The 17,696-nt window shown below is 33.4% G+C and carries 14 protein-coding genes; 3 read left to right on the forward strand and 11 right to left on the reverse strand.

Annotation, left to right across the window (positions count from 1 at the left end):
- The first annotated feature begins 244 nt into the window (after positions 1-244).
- The gene (locus tag J4Q03_RS14085) at positions 245-571 is read left to right on the forward strand and encodes a hypothetical protein (protein ID WP_426048771.1); all 327 of its coding nucleotides are present in this window, start codon (positions 245-247) and stop codon (positions 569-571) included.
- A gap of 130 nt (positions 572-701) precedes the next feature.
- On the opposite strand, the gene J4Q03_RS14090 is transcribed toward J4Q03_RS14085, so the two are convergent.
- The 11 genes from J4Q03_RS14090 to J4Q03_RS14140 form a co-directional block, all read right to left on the reverse strand.
- Positions 702-1,319, reverse strand: coding sequence for an NADAR family protein (locus J4Q03_RS14090; RefSeq protein ID WP_426048772.1), 618 nt, complete (start codon positions 1,317-1,319; stop codon positions 702-704).
- A 24-nt stretch (positions 1,320-1,343) separates the two neighbouring features.
- Complete coding sequence (locus J4Q03_RS14095) at positions 1,344-2,387, reverse strand: phosphoribosyltransferase-like protein (protein WP_426048773.1); 1,044 nt, start codon at positions 2,385-2,387, stop codon at positions 1,344-1,346.
- Between the two features lie 125 nt (positions 2,388-2,512).
- Entirely contained in the window at positions 2,513-3,598 is a 1,086-nt protein-coding gene (locus J4Q03_RS14100; RefSeq protein WP_426048774.1) for a phosphoribosyltransferase-like protein, read from the reverse strand.
- Positions 3,599-3,708: 110 nt separating this feature from the next.
- Positions 3,709-4,197, reverse strand: a complete 489-nt coding sequence (locus tag J4Q03_RS14105; protein ID WP_426048775.1) for a hypothetical protein — start codon at positions 4,195-4,197, stop codon at positions 3,709-3,711.
- Between the two features lie 108 nt (positions 4,198-4,305).
- Complete coding sequence (locus tag J4Q03_RS14110; protein ID WP_426048776.1) at positions 4,306-4,767, reverse strand: hypothetical protein; 462 nt, start codon at positions 4,765-4,767, stop codon at positions 4,306-4,308.
- A 105-nt stretch (positions 4,768-4,872) separates the two neighbouring features.
- Positions 4,873-6,075, reverse strand: a complete 1,203-nt coding sequence (locus J4Q03_RS14115) for a restriction endonuclease PLD domain-containing protein (RefSeq protein ID WP_426048777.1) — start codon at positions 6,073-6,075, stop codon at positions 4,873-4,875.
- A gap of 382 nt (positions 6,076-6,457) precedes the next feature.
- Complete coding sequence (locus tag J4Q03_RS14120) at positions 6,458-7,138, reverse strand: hypothetical protein (protein WP_426048778.1); 681 nt, start codon at positions 7,136-7,138, stop codon at positions 6,458-6,460.
- Positions 7,139-7,243: 105 nt separating this feature from the next.
- Positions 7,244-8,026 (reverse strand): hypothetical protein, encoded by a 783-nt coding sequence (locus tag J4Q03_RS14125; protein ID WP_426048779.1) that lies wholly within the window; start codon positions 8,024-8,026, stop codon positions 7,244-7,246.
- 101 nt (positions 8,027-8,127) lie between these two features.
- Positions 8,128-9,393 carry a PIN domain-containing protein gene (locus J4Q03_RS14130; protein ID WP_426048780.1) on the reverse strand — a complete coding sequence of 422 codons (1,266 nt, stop codon included), beginning with the start codon at positions 9,391-9,393 and terminating at the stop codon, positions 8,128-8,130.
- A 283-nt stretch (positions 9,394-9,676) separates the two neighbouring features.
- Complete coding sequence (locus tag J4Q03_RS14135; protein ID WP_426048781.1) at positions 9,677-11,458, reverse strand: alkaline phosphatase; 1,782 nt, start codon at positions 11,456-11,458, stop codon at positions 9,677-9,679.
- Positions 11,459-11,479: 21 nt separating this feature from the next.
- Positions 11,480-12,604, reverse strand: coding sequence for an alkaline phosphatase (locus tag J4Q03_RS14140; RefSeq protein WP_426048782.1), 1,125 nt, complete (start codon positions 12,602-12,604; stop codon positions 11,480-11,482).
- A 276-nt stretch (positions 12,605-12,880) separates the two neighbouring features.
- Here J4Q03_RS14140 and J4Q03_RS14145 point away from each other — a divergent pair, with 276 nt between their 5' ends.
- Entirely contained in the window at positions 12,881-15,829 is a 2,949-nt protein-coding gene (locus J4Q03_RS14145) for a SusC/RagA family TonB-linked outer membrane protein (protein ID WP_426048783.1), read from the forward strand.
- Positions 15,830-15,850: 21 nt separating this feature from the next.
- Positions 15,851-17,587 carry a RagB/SusD family nutrient uptake outer membrane protein gene (locus tag J4Q03_RS14150; RefSeq protein WP_426048784.1) on the forward strand — a complete coding sequence of 579 codons (1,737 nt, stop codon included), beginning with the start codon at positions 15,851-15,853 and terminating at the stop codon, positions 17,585-17,587.
- The last annotated feature ends 109 nt before the right edge of the window (positions 17,588-17,696 follow it).

The raw sequence follows: 17,696 nt of genomic DNA on the forward strand, positions 1-17,696 counted from the left end.
GCCTCGCTGCTCACTTAAAGATACTGCTTGGATCTTAAACTCTAGACTGTAATTTTTTCTGATCTTTTTCATACTCTTAAAGTTAAAGAGTATAAGAATCGTGTCCTAACAAAGTTAGCAACTCCAATTTATCAATGATATCCAAAACTATACAACAGAAATAACCAACGAACTTTTATCACTACATATTCCCTAGGAAAATATCGCTGAACTTCAATGTCCAAAATGCCAGCAAAAAAACTTCATGATCAAAGATAAAATCGTGAAATGTCCAGACTACAAATGTAACTGGATGCAGTTCAGAAATGTTTGCGGCGTACAGCTCAACTTACAGCAGATAACTTCACTCATTAACAACACCCCCCCGCTGATTGAAAATATAAAAGCTAAAAAACGGCAAAAAGTTCAATGCCGTACCGGAGAATACATTTCAACAGTAGAACTTTTATCTGAAAAAGAATATAAACAGCTGGAACCAAAAATGATTATCTCCAAATCATCAACATCTCATGGTTTCTGTATAAAGATAGTAGGGAGTCTTCGGTGGAAATTCTACTGGAATAGTTTGTAAAGCTCCTAAAACGTATAAAAAAAAATAATTGGTTATTTTATTGATAATAGTTCTTGCATTTTTTTATCATAATTATGGTCACTATATTTAGCTTTTCCCGAGAAGATGATCAGGTGATCTAAGAGAATGATCAATGCGCATAGATATCATCAAGGTCATCAATAAAATAACCTTCATTATGAATTTCTTTGATAGGGTTGTTATAAAGCAGAAATGCTTTGATCTCCGGTTCAAGAATTATACTGTCTTTTGTGATCAAGTTTAATTTGACTTTCTCTCTTAGCTGCATAAGAAGTCTACCTAAAGCATTTTTGCCTTTTAAAATATTAGGAGCTACCGGTGAAGCTCCCCAAATATTATCTTTCTTTGAAAACTCCACGATAGTTTTTTCTCCTGTACTCAATAATAATTCTGAGAATGTATCAAAGTTTTGGATGAGCTTGACCTCAAGACACCATTTCATTACTTTAAACTTTACGCTGTCCCAGTCCTGTCTGCTGTACTGCTGGTATTTTCTGCTTACTGCTTTTGCATCCATAGGATTTTTAGTTTCAATGATTTCCTTCTGAATTAATGGAAATAATGGAAATCTACATGCCTGATAAAGAATTTCGGAACTTTGAATATTGACTTCGTTAATAAACAGATAATATCCCGGAGCCATATTGGAAAGGCCTCCAAACTTATTCTCAGTTTTAGCAAAAGTTACAATTTCTTTTGTATTATATTCTCTAATGCTTGGATTCATAGTGCTAATTTAAACATTTTTTAATTATCCCCTATTGGTTGCAGGAAATAAAGGTATCCAGTCATGACCGGGAACTTCCCACCAATATACTAACGGGCAATTATTGGGAATATTCCGCCAAGTGAAAAAATGAGTTCCTAAACCAAAAATTTTATAGGTGGGATTAATAAGTCCCAATGGTCGCAGATTGGGTTTTATATTTCCGCTGATTTTATTGATTATATCGATTCCCTTCTCAGTAATGACATCTTCAAATTTAATCCTACTATTGGCATTTGTGAAAAAGGTTTCCTGAGCTGGATCAGTTTTATTCCTGTATGCATAATCCTCATATTTCGTTGCTTCAAGGCTCTCAAGATAGCTGTTGATTTTAATATTATTGCCCTTGACAGGTTTGGCAACATTAAACTTTTGGTCAGCAAATTTTGCGTGGTTTTCTATCTGGTAATTAGAATACCAGTTTATCTTTTTACTAATTTTTTCTCCGAAGGTCTTAATGATTCTAAAATCCTGAAAAGAAAAGCCCCATTGGTGGAGGCAGAATACACTTATTGACAATGTGATTTCATTTAATAAAATTTTCTCAGCAAATTTTTTATCATTGTCATCAGTCTGTGCCAAGAATTCTGTAATATGTCTTCCAATAGTACTTCCAGAGGCTAAGATGTCATCAAAATAAATATAGTGTTTCTTGGGGAAGGTAAGATAATCTTTATAAGAAACAGAAAAATTTTCATCGAGTACTTCATCAAGTAATTGTAATATAGCAGGCTGGCTTTTATGCGACTGCTGAAGGTCTAAAAATTCAGTGTCCATCAAAAACTGTGTCACATTGGAGTAACCAAATAATTTTATATACTTTCCGACATGACCCTTAACATATTTTTTTGCTTTTTGCCGTGATATGTAAACTTCTGAAATAAAATTGTCAAGCTCAGTCAATATAAGCTTACTGTCATCATTAAACTGCTCCGACCATTCCAAAATTTTTTTCGGAGTGATTTTAATATCATCGTGATTTCGATAGTCTTTTACAACTTCATAAATTCGATCAGCGAGCTCTTCCATAAATGAATTTTCTGTTATTCAAAAATAAATAAAAAACCTGTCACGACAGCAGTTTAAAATTTATTTGATTCTTTAAAACTTCTGATTACACTAATAGCTTGATTAAAACTACAATGATAAAATCACTAGTCGAAGTCAGAAGCAGCACTACTATTTCTTATGGATGGAAACAGGGGAAACCAATCATTTGAGCCCCACCAAAATACGAGCGGGCAGGTATTGGAGACATTTCTCCAGGTAAAAAAGTGGGTGCCTGTTCCAAGGGTCTTATTACTGGGATTTGTCATTCCTAACGGACGAAGGCCATTGGCATTAATATGATCTATTGATTTCATTATTTCAAAACCTTTTTCCAGCAATATTTGCTCGTACCGTATTCTATTTTCACCGGATAAAAAGAAATCTTCCTTTTTGGGATAGCTTACATCTCTGAATGCAAAATCTTCATTATGATATTCGTAATCGTTATTAAGATGATCCTCTACGAATTGTAGCACTTCTTCACCAACATCTGAGCGAAGTGGATATATGTGGTTAAACTTCGGGTTGGGATTATAAAAGTTAATTCTTGGATTGTTCTCTATCTCCGAAACACGATAAAATTTGAATCTATTTTGAAGGTCTGCTCCTAGCTTTTTTCCAATTGAATAACTAACATTTTTAGAAGCCCAATTATGTAAAATTACAAATGATCCAATTATTTTGATATCACTTTCTACAAACTCTTCTATGCCGTATTCATCTATTTTTGAAAGGATATCACTTTTAAATGTTCCTCCTGAGGCCAGTACATCATCGGCGTAGTACCATTGCTTAATATTTTCAGTGCCACAGTCTTTAAGTGACCTTCCGTATTTCTCTTTGAGAAGTTCATCAATAAAACCCAGAAAAACTTTCTGACTTTTACCTGAAGGCTGACAATCTAGAAATTCTGTTTCATCAAAAAATTGATCAATATCATTATATCCAAGGTGTTTACTAATGATGTCAAATTCTGTTGAAATCATTTCCAAAGTGTACTCTTTGGTAAGATAAGATTTCGGAATCAAATGTAATAATTCATCAACCAAAAACTCTCTGTCTGATTCCTCAAACTGTGTTAACCATTTCTTGAAATGATCAGCATCAATTCTTGTGCGGTAACCTCTTCCAATATCTTCAGCTCTGTATTCGCCAATTACTGAAATGATTTTATCGATTTTTTCCTCCATCTGTTAAGAAATTATTTTAAATATTAGTAATATCAAATATATAAATGTACAAGCATAGTGAATTCAGTATTTCTACGGAAAAACTTATGATAAATGAGATTAACGCATTATCAACCATTTTTCAATTCATCAGCGATTTGTTCAAGACTCTGAATATAGCACATTGCTTTATCCATAAAAATGTTATAATCTAGTCTTCTGATATAATCGGGAGATGCTAGTTTAGGATAACATGACTTCCAAATTTCCTGAGCAACTTGCAGTGATAATTTTGAAAAATGTTCTGCTTTTTCAATCCAGTCAGCAGGTTTCAACCAAATTTGTTCTTTGTTTGGAGAGAAGTGTACCGCTGAGTTTCTAAGATTCTCGTAAATATTGAAAAATGATATAAAAGGTTCTTTGATCTGATTATCATCAGAAGTTACGATGATGGTTTTACCATCATCTCTGATTAAAGACTGATAACGTTCGATCTTGGATTTAAGCTGTAAAAACCTTCCATTCTTTTTACCATTCAATATTTCAAAGTCATTTTCAGTTAGAGCTCCTTCACTTCTTTTAGCGTGGCTGTATCCCAAACTGTTTACAAAACATTCCACAAACGCATAAAATGAAATGACAGAAAGCCTTGAGTTGGCAGATATTTCATATTTGAGATCGTTTATTTTTTGAACGGTCTCTTGGTCAAAGTCTTTTTTTCCTTCCTTTTACAACATCTTTTGCTTGAAATTTCCATACTTTTTTAATTGATCAAATGATTTTTGAGCCTTTACAAGAATGTTAAAAGAGTCTTTTATCAAAAATTCTTCCTCGATTCCAAAATTACCTTTATGAGCATAGAGGCCTATTCTAAAATGATAAGGAACATGATTGTATAATAAAAGTTTCTCAACATCCATTCTATCTTCCAACCAACCATATTCTAATCCGTAAGAATAAATTTCCGAATCAATCTTAAAAAACTTATCCCAATCAAGTGCAATCTCATCTATACTTTTTTTAGGGGGAAATGTTGACAAAAGGGGACCAGCCATCTTATCCAATTTCTCTTTTATGTATGGAAGTCTTTCATATATAGCGTTTTCATCAGATGTCTTAAAAAATTCATAAGTATCTTCTACAATTTTACTAAATCCGGCAAAATTTATTTCGGGCAGAAATGAAGACATCATTTTAATATAAACTGCAATGTTTAAATATTTATTGACTTCTCTCTCTCAATATTGGTCATTAGTTTTTTTTATGTTTAATAATTTAATTTATAAAAAATAGTTTTATTCATTGTAGTAGAGACTATCAAGAAATGCACTGCGCGCCAAACTGATTTTTCGTTCCATTTCATTTTTGGGAGTGGGTTTTTGGTACCAATCACTATCACTAATTCTTAAAATGATCTCATTCCAATATCTCTCATGGTTCATACCATTTCTGGTGATCCCAAAATCTCTACAGAGAGCATTATTGTTCTTGCTGTCGTAACAAATAAAAACATCTGGTCTTTTCATGGCAAGCAATCTAGTACTCGTTGCTAAATAATCTCCCGGCAATGCCAATTGAAAATATTCCAGAAAACGGTCATAGTTTGTTTTTGTAATTGTTCCATTAAGAGGGATTTCATCTAAAGCTTGAGAGATAAATTCGTTATTATCCTTAATCTTGTTTTTAAATTTACCAGCTCCCTTCATACTGCCAAAGTATGGCCAATTCTCAGCACCTTTTATATAATCACCAAGTCTGTTAGGAATACCTGCAATAAATTTTCTTTCGTCTTCTGTAAGATCTTTAAATTGAGCTTTTTTTGCGAATAGTTCTTGGGCTATTTTAATTACTCTCAGCCTTATTTTTATTACATTAGTTCCTTCGTCAGACACTTTATCAATGAATTCATCCCAAGATCTTGTTTGCGATTCAATTTGATGAATCGGTTTAGGTTTATCTTTCGGTCTTCCATACTGACCGGATAAACTTTGAATTTTCGGCTGCTGAATATTCCATACTTTATTATAGTTTTCCCAGTCCACTTGATCAAATGTCTTTCCTTGTTCAAAAGACGTATCAATAACTTGCAAAGCGGTTTTGTAAACTTCTTCGGCATTGTTATCTTTCGTATTCATTAAAACGCAGACTTCAGTATTTTTCGAAAAAGCACTTGCCGTAAAATTTGCACTACCGATAATAAGCTCCCAATCATTGCCATCATTTGAAAACAGATATATTTTTGGATGAAATGTTCCTTCAGGTTGTTCTAAAAAATGAACGGTTTCATCTTCAATAAACTCTTTAATAAAATTAGGATGAGTTTGATAAAAGTGTATCCCCACCGTTATCTTCTCAATTTTATATCTATTGTCGAGCAACTCCTCAAAAACCTCATTTCCAGCGCTTGCCCATGCAGCCGCCCAATGAAAAGTGTTGTATTTCTTTATTAACCTTTTAAATTCCTTTTTTAGGTCTTGCGGTCTAATTAGTAATTTCATCTTAGAATTTTAGTAAAAATGCCTCTAATTTATTTTGGCATACCCATAATGATATCTTTCAAAGTCCCATATTACGGATTATCCAAAATATTCAATTATTTATTTGCTGCTAACAGTATAGATAGCCTGCATAGATTAATCCAACGCAAAAGTGGTAATAAAATAGAATTATCATGTTTGACATAATTTTTTATAGCGAGGTGGTTCTAATAATTATTTTTACATGCACACGCAATTGGAAGATATAGATGGCTTGGGATTTAAGTTTTAGACTAAGTGTCTTTGTTCATTTATTAATAGTTCATTATACAGGTTATTGTTGGCGAAATAAAACTTTAAAAAATGATTAGACGCATGCGGACATTATAATTTCAAATTATTGTTATGACAAATCTATTTTCAAACTTTTTAGATCTTGTAATTCTTCTTTGATAAAATTTCCATACAAATCTGTATAGCTATAAAAAATTTTACATTTTTCGATTTCACTTTTAATCAAGTTAAATCCCTCAAGTTTTCTTTCAGGCTTCATATCAGGAAAATTATCAATTACCGAAATCTTTAATATTACCACATAATCATCTTTTCGTACAATTAAACCTTCATTTACTTTTTTAGTAGTTGAATATTGGGGTCTATAGGGTACAGTTACGCTATTAATAATTTCTTGAAAATCAAAAACTTTACTGTTATTGTGTTCAATAAAAAACTCAGTAATAATTAATGGTCCCACACCAACATTATGTAATTCTATATGTAAAGAATCCACTGAAAGATTAAAGTGAAATATACCTAAAGGTCTAACACTTTCTTTTTGTTGATTTGTACTTCTTTTCTCATCAATATCTGCAATTTTCAAGGTCAGATAAATTATTAAAATTAAATTTAATCCTGAGATTATAGGGTTTAATACTCCTCCAAAGAAATCTCCAAATTGTCCCCAATTTTCTGGATTCCCAGAAATATTATTATAATAGAAATTCCACTTATAAATTCCAATAACTAATATTATTGATACCACGAGGATCATAGCCATAATCCAAACTAATCTATGTTTTACCATTATTTTATTTAAACTTATAAATTCATATTTAATTAGGTCATTAAACTGAAAAAGAAAAACTAGATGCTTTAAGAAAACAACTATATAATTATTACGAGAGTCAAATTATTTCTTGATGAATTCTAAAAATTTCTTTGCAAATTCAGTAATTGACATCATGTGAAAAGGCTTGTAATCATATTTTCCTGCACCTGAATCTATTAGCAAACCCAATGAGAAAAGTTTTTGTTTGCTATATAAAAATTCACTATTTTCTACACCATAAAATTCTGCATTTCTAAAAATCTCTACACTTTTATTCTGTTCTTCAAATGTTCTAATGGAAGCTTTTACAGCATTGAATTGAGATACAGCTCTTTGCCAATTATTTGCGTATCCTTCATCTCGTAATTTTATTTCTTCCTGCATATTTTTTTCAAGATCTCCAAGTAGTTTTTGATTGATTTTTTTGTAATCAAATCTGTCTTCAAAACTTGAATCAAACAATTCATGTCTTTTAAGGATTTGAATATCTGTTTCTGTTAAACTACTTACTAAATCCAAATATCTCTCAGAATTATTATAATCAATATTGGTGACAATTGAATTAACTAAAATATCTTTAAAACGGCGTAATTTTTCTTCAGACTTTGTATCAACTACTTTTCTCAATACTAATTCTAAAAGATCACTAAAATCTTCACTTCGCATATTTTCAAGTACTATGCCTGAGTTTTCTGAAAAATACTGTGATAACATTTCTGTAAACATGTTTAATCGGTTTTGCTTAATTCTCCCGAGATATTCAAACAAAACTTCTGTTAACAATTGTCCTGCAAAAGGAATATTAGAAAAAGCTCCTTTTACGATGGAGATACCAATTTCTTTTTTATCAAGTTTGTTTGTCATTATTTTGTGATTGATTATTGTTCTTTTATTATATAAACAATTTAGCACAAATTGCTTACTAAATTCTTTTCCGTGTGAAATAACTATAGCTCCGAAAGTACTTATTGAGTAATTACATTAAGTTTTCCACTTACAATATCAGGATAATTTGCAATCATTATCTTGTATTCAATATTGAAATTTTTCGCTTTGCTTCTATCAGCATAACTTAAATATAATGTTTCAAAGATGAAGTCCTGATTATGCTTTAGCGATTGTAAATGAAAAGTGACATTATAACTATTTGTTTTTTTTATATTTGGACTAGTCAAATCGGTTTTAATTACAGGTGTCTTAACAGTCTGATTAAAGATGGAAAGATTAAATCCAGTACGCTTAATATCAAATCTATTTTTTGGCTTATATGGAGATGTAGGCTTTTTTAAGATAGACGGTAATTGATCTTCTGTAAGTATTTCAAACCCATCAGGAAAATGGAGGTCAATGTCAATATCATTGCCTGGGATCGTGCCAGAATTTTGTATTTTAAAGTTTATCTCAATGCAATCATTCTGGAAAGTTAGCCTATTATAAATCGAAGAAAAGTATTCTTCATAACTTTTATAGAATTTATCCAAGTCTACGTTATAAGAATCAATTTGCTCATCACTTAAGGCCAAATAACCTAAAAACTTAATTACATTTTCTTGACTATTTACATTAGAAGCTTTTTGTAGATATTTATATTCATTTCTAATCTGCTCAACACAATCACTAATGTACTCTTCTTTACTTTTAAAATTATTTTTCTCTTTTGGCTTGAGAAATTTTTCATTATCTAAAAAACTAAATATGATTTTTGGTGACAAATTTTTAAATTTTGTTAACTCTTTTTCCAATTCCTTATTTTTCTTTTCAGCTTCATCAGGCTCAATTGGTAACAAATATTTGTCCTCAATTTTGAGAGAATCTATTGAAAGTGTTTTTGCTTTTAATCTTGGACCTGTATCATATGTGATATAAAATACTTTATCATCAGTAGTGTTTTCTTTAAATTCTATGATGCTTGCTAGAATGCAGTCGTCTTGTTCTAATCTATTAAGACCATTTTCTCTAAAAATATATTCTGCTGGTCTTTTAGAAATCAATTGAATCTTTACTAAGGCATTTTGCTCACATAATAAATCTTCAATTTTAGGAAGAATCCTTTTAACTCTCTTTGATATTTTAGGATTTTTATTATATTTGTGACCGTCGAGCTCATCGATAATAACAGGTGGGATTAAAATTGTAAAATCCTGTTTATCATTAATTATATTTTGCCAGTCAATTTGATCGAAATCTATAAAATGAATATAAATATTAGTGTCTAAAACAACGTAATTCATAACCTGGAATTGCTATCTTTTTTGGCACAGAATATTTATACTCCATATTACTTTTGATATTATAAGGAGCAAGATAGCTAAATGAAGTTTCTGGTTAAGTGTAGACCCATTATCAGAAATTACGAACTCGTAAAGATCCTGAAAATGAACATCTGCCAAAAAAGCTATTTGGATGGCTTTCTGTTGTGCAAATACGCTTGGCGAAAGCAGTAAAGCGACCAGTAGATGAATAGAAAATGTTTTTTCAAAGCTGTACGTATTTTTAGAAAAAATAATTATAAAACTAATTTACTTTCAAAACGTTCAATATTTTATGGAAAATCTCATTGTTTTCGTATACTCCCGTGAAAATCTCTGAACCTGAACCATAGGAAAATACAGGAATTAATGTAGCTGAGTGATCATCTGTCGTGAAATCACCTTCAATAGTGCTTGTTTTCAGATCGCCATGAGGAATACTAAAACCTCCCGTCTCGTGATCTGCAGTAACTATTACCAAAGTTCCGGGGTTCTGATCTGCAAACTGTACTGCTTTTGTAATTGCCCTGTCAAAATCAATACCTTCAGTAACGATGGTCCCTACACTATTGCTGTGACCACCGCTGTCAATTTGTGCCCCCTCAATCATGATGAAGAATGGTTTTTTCTTGCTTTTTAAAAATTGCAGCCCACTTTCTACTGTTTCAGCCAAAAGATTCCCGCGACCTTTCAAAACTTGTGGAACACCGTTGTCTGAAAGATAGTACACCAAACGGTTAGATTTACTTTCTGTAACCTCTTTTGGACTTTCTGCTAATTTAAAATCATACAGGCCGGAAACTTTAGATTTTCCGCCCGCTGCAAAAAAGTTAAGTTTTGATTTTGGCAAATCTTCGGCAATTTCCTTTTCCATACTACGGTCTTTTTGATGAGCATAAAACGCAGAAGGTGTTGCTCCCACAATTTCGTCAGTCGTAATAATTCCGGTGCTGAACCCTTTTTCTGATAGAATTTCAGTGAGGTTTGCCGTTTTTTGCCCCTCAGAATCTACTCCGATAAATCTGTTTTTTGTTTTTTTTCCTGTTGCAAAAGCAGTTGCTCCTGCTGCAGAATCTGTGGTAAAATTATCAGTCGAATTAGTCTTAATTAAACCTATATTTTTCAACTGCGTTAAGGTTAACTGTCCTTTATTGGCTAAAACGGATGAAGAAATTTGTGAAAGACCATTTCCGTCACCGATCAATAAAATAACATTTTTCACAGGAATATTTTTGTTCAGATAGGAAAATGTAGGCTGATAAACTTCTGAAAACAGATTATTCCTAAAAGTTCTTTTCTCCAAAGAACTTACATATTCCACACATTCTTTCGGATGATCGGTATTAATAAAATCAACACCGTTGTTTGCGAAAAATTCCCAGGAAGTTTTCCCGTCGGGAATCGCCCAGAACCTGAATGGTTTTCCAAATGATTTTGCTTTTTTGATGACTGCGGTTACTTTCGGTACATCTTCTTCCGTTAAGCCTCCTTTACCGTTCCATTGAGAATATTGCGGAAAGCTTAAGCTAAGCAAAGCAACTTTATTCCATTGATCTGCTGTTAAATTATCCAGTTTTTGATAATCAAATAAAATAAATTCGGGATAAGAAGTATATTCTTCCGGTTTTGGCTGATTCCCTGAAATAACAAAATATACTTTTTTTTGAGCTGTAATGGTCGGATATTTCTGAATCGATTTGACAATCTGGTTTAAAGTGGTTTTAGCATCTGTTTTAATATCAATCAAAATCTGTAGAGATTCCTGTTTGATCATATTCATTCTTAATGCCTTATCAATAGGATTCAGATATAAACTTTCAAATGTTCGTTCATTGGTAATGTCTTTTTTGTGGTGGGCTACAAAAAGTTCGTTGTTTTCAAGAAAAACATCCACTTCAATAGAATTTGCATCAGAACCTAAAGCATACCAAAATGGGATATTCTGTTCATAATCATTATGAGAGTGTACTTTTGTAGTTTGACCGAAAACAGTTGCAGCAAAAAAAAGAGTTACAAAACCTGTTATTTTTTTTAAATGTAAGCACATAAGATTTCAGTAAAATTCAAATTATTTAATAGTGGTTCCGTTTTTTTTCAAAGCTTCAGCAAGCTTGTGATAGATTGTGTTATTAGGGTATACGCCAGAGAAAAGCTCCTGGTTTTTTCCCATTGCAAAAACAGGAACTAAAGCTGCAGTGTGTTGATTGTCAATAAAATTCACCTGCACTTTGTCTTTGATGTTCTTCTCTTTTCCTGTTGAATCTTTTTCCATGAATTTTCCGATGCTTGCACCACCTGTTTCGTGATCTGCTGTGACTACTAACAATGTATTCGGGTTGTCTTTGATGAACTCCATCACCACACCGATAGTTTTATCGAAGTCTAACACTTCTTTTACCATCATTTCACCATCTTTTGCATGACCACCCCAATCGATAAATGAACCTTCCACCATTAAAAAGAAAGGTTTTTTGTTTTTAGATAAGTAATCTAAAGCGGTTTGTGTAGCTTCAGGGAGAAAATCTCCTCTTCCCTGAATTTTATTCGGGAGTTCGTCCTGGGCCAAAAGATAAAAATTGTTTTTATTTTGAATGGGTTTTGAAAGTTTCAGAGTGTCTATATTATAATTGAGCTTTTTAAATTCATTTAAAAGATTTTTTCCATCTTTTCTTTTATTGAAAAATTTTAAACCGCCGCCTGCTAAAAAATTGACATTTGCTTTTACAAGGTCAAGCGCAATATCTTCGTGGAGATCTCTGTCTTTTACATGAGCGTAGTAAGAAGCAGGTGTTGCATGAGTAATGCTGGTAAGACTTACTAATCCTGTCTGATAATTTTTTTTCTGCAGCTGTTCCAATATCGTTGGAAGTGCTATCGAATCTTTATTTACGCCAATCGCACGTTTGTACGTTTTTTCACCTGTTGATAAAGCGGTAGCTCCGGCAGCGGAATCTGTAACCCAATCGCTGGTTGAAGATGTTTCAGACAGACCTACAATTTCAAATTTTTGAAAATTAGGTTCTGAACTTCCAAAATAGAATGCAGATGTAACCTGTGAAACGCCCATTCCATCACCAATCATAAAAATGATATTTAAAGGTTTTTGTGTTTGCGCTTCAATTAATAATGTAGAAAAAAGAAAAAATAATAGCAGTGTTTTTTTTGCTTTATTAATTGTGTATGTAAATTTCATAATGACTGAATTTTTTATAATTATAATTAATGTAAAATCAGTGTACAAAATTACATACAAAGTATATTTGAAAAAATAGAGTTAAATCTGACAGTACAATGTTAACGGCTATTATTTTGGTTTTTAGATCCTTAAAAACGAGGCTGTTATAAAAGTTTATGTAAATTTAATTTTCGATAATAAATTACATATTATCTTAACTTTTTAATGTTCATTTGTTAAAGGCTGATTAATATATTTTGGTCTTTTGGGAAGCTAATTTTGCATAAAAAAAGAATGAAACGTATTTACTTGGTACCGACAGTTCTGATGAGTTGTGTTAGTTTTACATATGCGCAACAACAGATTTCCGGAACTGTACAGGATGAAAAGAGTAACCCGGTGCACCATGTGAGAGTGGTCAATATTCAAAATCAGACTACAGCAATCACAGACTCCTTAGGTAATTTTATCATCAATGCAGAAAAAGGAAATATTTTAGAGTTTTCTTTAGATAATCATACACAGAGAATAACTGTAGACAACCGTACGAATTATCCTGTAACACTTAAAAGTAAAATTTCTGAGATTGAAGAAGTGGTGATGATAGGATACGGAAGCCAAAAAAAATCAGATGTAACCGGAGCTGTAGGTTCTGTAAAAAGCGAAGATTTTAATAAAGGAATGGTTGCTAATGTCGGTCAATTGTTGCAGGGAAAAGTTGCCGGAGTAAATGTTGCGAATGTAAGTGGTGAACCGGGAGCTAACCAAAATATTATCATCAGAGGAGTGGGAAGTTTACGTTCAGGAACGACCCCACTTTACGTTATCGACGGGTTTGTAATCGATAACAGCAACACCGGAACAGCTAATAACCCGATGAACTTCATTAATCCCGATGATATTGAATCACTGGATATTTTGAAAGATGCTTCCGCAGCTGCAATCTATGGAGCAAGAGGAGCAAATGGAGTGATTATCATCACTACTAAAAAAGGTAAAAAGGGTAGAACCCAGATGAATCTTTCTTCTAATCTTACGATTTCCAATCTTGCCAACAAAATGAATGTTTTCGGGGCAGACGAATTCAGAAGACAGGTAACTGCGGCCGGAGGAAAATTGGATGATATGGGAGGAAATACCGATTGGCAGGATGAATTGACAAGGACAGCTGTTTCTAAAAATGTAAATTTTTCAGCAGCAGGAGCCACAGATACTTCAAATTATTATGCTGCTTTAGGATATGAAGATCAGGAAGGAATTCTTCACAACAGTAATCTAAAAAGATACTCCGGTCGTATCAATGTTTCACAAAAAGCGTTTAACGGAAGAGTAAATATACATTTCAATCTAAACGGGACAAGAACCGAAAATAACAGACCGAATTCAACAGATGTCGTTTCCAATATGCTTACATGGAATCCGACGTATCCTTCATATACAGATGGGGCACCAACTACCGTCTTTAATAATGGGGCTTTTAACCCATTAATTCGTCGCGAGATTTACAAGGATTTTACAACAAATAACAGAATTTTAGCCAACATTTCTCCTTCTGTAGAAATTATTAAAGGATTGACTTATAAGCTGAATCTAGGGGTTGATTATTCTACAGCGGAAAGAGTTATCCAGAATATTCCGCATGCTATTCCTCTGGAGATCGGAACTTTAAATCTAAGCAATTATTCAAATAACAATACCCTTTTAGAAAATACGTTAACGTATAAATTTAAAATCAACAGTCACGATTTTAATGTAATGGCAGGACATTCTTATCAAAAGTTAATGTTAACATCGAGAGGATGGTATTATCAGAACTTTCCAATCAACGGAATCGAGCCGCAATATCAGATTCCTGCCGCAGGGGCAACGAATCAAACAACGTCTGTTATTGCTAATAAAAATGAATTACAGTCTTGGTTTGGAAGGGTGAATTATGATTTTCAGGATAAATATCTTTTAACGGCAACTTTAAGAGCTGATGGATCTTCTAAGTTCGGAGCGAATAATAAATACGGAATATTTCCGTCAGTCGCAGCAGGATGGAACATCAGCAAGGAAACATTTCTTTCGGATGTAGAGCCAATCAACAATCTAAAATTAAGAGCAAGCTGGGGTAAAACGGGAAATCAAGAAATCCCGGGTAAGGTAACAAAAAAAAGCTACCAGGCCGATGCCAGCGGAACTGCACAAGCCACTTATCCTTTAAATGACAGTGGAAATTATCCTATAGGAGTATATCTGGTAAGAGCTGACAACCCGGATCTACAATGGGAGGTAACGACACAAACCAATATTGGATTAGATTTTGGAATTTTAAATAATAGATTAACGGGTACTGTCGATTTCTTTAGAAAAATTTCTGATAACATTATTTCGGTAATAAATACTGTGGATCCTATAGAACCAGCTCCAACAATGTGGAAGAATATCCCCAATATGCAGATCAACAATACTGGCTGGGAAATTTCATTAAACTACAACAGCAATCCGAATAAAGCATTTACATACAGCATTGGAGGAAATGCTTCTCTTATTAAAAATGAAGTAAAAAATTCTCCATACAAAGTAATTTCCACAGGAGAGGCCCAGGGACCGGGAACAACCAATGCAGTTATTAATGGATACATTAATAATGAACCAATCGGAACTTTCTATGTAAGGGAATTTGTAGGATTAAGCGAAAACGGCACCAATATCTTCAGAGACGTAAACGGAGATGGAATTATCACAGACAACGACAGAGTTGCTGCAGGAAGTGCATTACCAGATTTCACTTATAATCTTTATCTGAAAGCAGCTTACAAAAACTTCGATTTAGGATTAAATTTCAACGGAGTTGCAGGCAATATGATTTATAACAATACTGCTTCTACGTTATTTTCGAGAGGTAGACTGGGATTGTCTCATAATACAACAGATGCCGCCACGCAATTTCCTAATGAAAGTGTAAACAATACGAATGTAATTTCAACAAGATACCTTGAAAAAGGAGATTTTTTCAGATTGAATAATGCGACTTTAGGTTATAATCTCAATCCGAAAATCCTGGGAATTGGTGAGCATATCAGAAACATCAGATTCTCAGTAACAGCTCAAAATTTATTCGTGATTACAAAATATTCAGGTTTCGATCCTGAAATCAATACCGGTTTATCTCAGGGTGGGATTCAGTCTTTCGGAATTGATTACGTTACTTATCCTAAAGCCAGAAGCTTTGTATTTGGTGTAAACGTAGCATTTTAATTAATTATTTAAAAGAAAAAAATGAAAAATAAATTTTTAACCTCTATTTTTAGTTTAAGTGTTTTGGCACTTGTAGGATGTACAGATCTTGAAGAATTGGTTATCGATGAATCACTTGATGCACAAACAACAACCCCTGTTGAATCTTTCATCGCTCCGGCTTACGGTCCGCTTTCAGATGCATTTACCCATACCAAAAATTATGGGCTTCAGCTGATCAGTTCAGACCAGGCCATTCTTCCTCCAAGAGGAAGTGGAAACGACTGGTATGATGGCGGAAAATACATCGAACTTCACCAACACACCACTACCACTACAAACGTCGTTGTACAACAAACCTGGGATGCAATGAGATTAATGCTTTCAAGAACTGTAACAGCCATCGAAAAGCTACAACCCATTGCTGCAACAAATCCCAATGCAGCTAAAGCTGTTGCCGAAATGCGTGCTTTGAGAGCTTATTACAATATGTTAATACTTGATTATTGGGGAATTGCATTCAAAAAAGATAACACCGGACAAAACTCTGAAATTTTAAGAAAACAGGAAGCTGTTTCTTATATTGAAAGTGAATTTTTAGCTGTTGTCAATGACCTTGACAACACAAAAGGCCCTGGAAGAGTTTCCCAAGCAGCGGTAAACGGATTTTTAGCACAGCTTTACCTTAATGCAGCGGTTTACAGAAACCCTTACGGAACGCCTTCTTTTGCAGCGGGAGATATGGATAAGGTAATTGAATATACTAACAAAGTTATCAATAGCGGATTATTTAGTTTATCCGCAGAATATTTTGCCATATTTGACGACAATAACCATTCAAACAAAGAATTAATTTTTGCGATTGACCAACGTCAAGACCTTAACACATCACACAACAGATTAGGTTATTGGTCTTTGTCAGGAAGTCAATATCCTTTAGCTGCATTCCCTAAAGCCAACGGAACAGATGGGCCTGCGATAACTTCTGATTTTTATAAGACATGGGTTCAGGCTTACGGAAGCACTGATCCGGCTCAGGCAGATGCCAGATTTTATAAAGAGAACTTTACTGTTCCGACAAATTTACAGAATCTAACCGGAGTGACTCCTGCAAATGATGCGAATCATTATTTCCTTGTGAATGGTGCTACTTATGAAATTAACAGAGGAATTCAGAGAGGAGTTCAATGGGGATTGCGAAACGCATCAAATGGACAACCTTTCCAAACCCTGAACGGACAATATAAAATTTATCCTATCATAGAGCAGAGAAATGGATTTGTAAGCTACGTAAATCACACGCTGGATATCGATTTAGAAAATCCAAACAATAAAGATTACACCGATGGATATCGAGTTTCAAAATACCAGTTCAGCAGAACTTCAGATACAGGAAGAAACAGGGGAAATGCAGACATTGTTCTTTTACGCTTAGCGGATATTTATCTAATGAGAGCAGAAGCCCAGTTAAGAAAAGGAAATGCAGGAGCAGCTTTATCGGATGTTAATCTCGTTAGAGCATCTAGAACAGCCAGGCCAAACGTTACTCCTCCTGCACTGACAACAATGAATCTGGATCTTTTATACAGAGAAAGAGGTTTTGAGTTTTACTGGGAATATTCCAGAAGAACAGATATGATCCGGTTTGGTCATTATGAAGATACCTATACATCTAAAACAAATGCTGATGTACGAAAAAGACTCTTCCCGATTCCGCAATCGACAATTGACGGAGCATCAAGTGTTCCCGGATATCTGGTTCAGAACGAAGGATATTAATTTTACATTTTTTACTTTCAAAAAAACTGTCAGCAGAATTTCTGCTGACAGTTTGATTTTATGGTCCAACTTAATTGAATTAGTACAATATTTCTTCATTCTGAAATAC

It is taken from the genome of Chryseobacterium sp. NFX27, from assembly GCF_049887855.1.
In the GTDB taxonomy this organism is placed as follows: Bacteria; Bacteroidota; Bacteroidia; order Flavobacteriales; family Weeksellaceae; genus Chryseobacterium.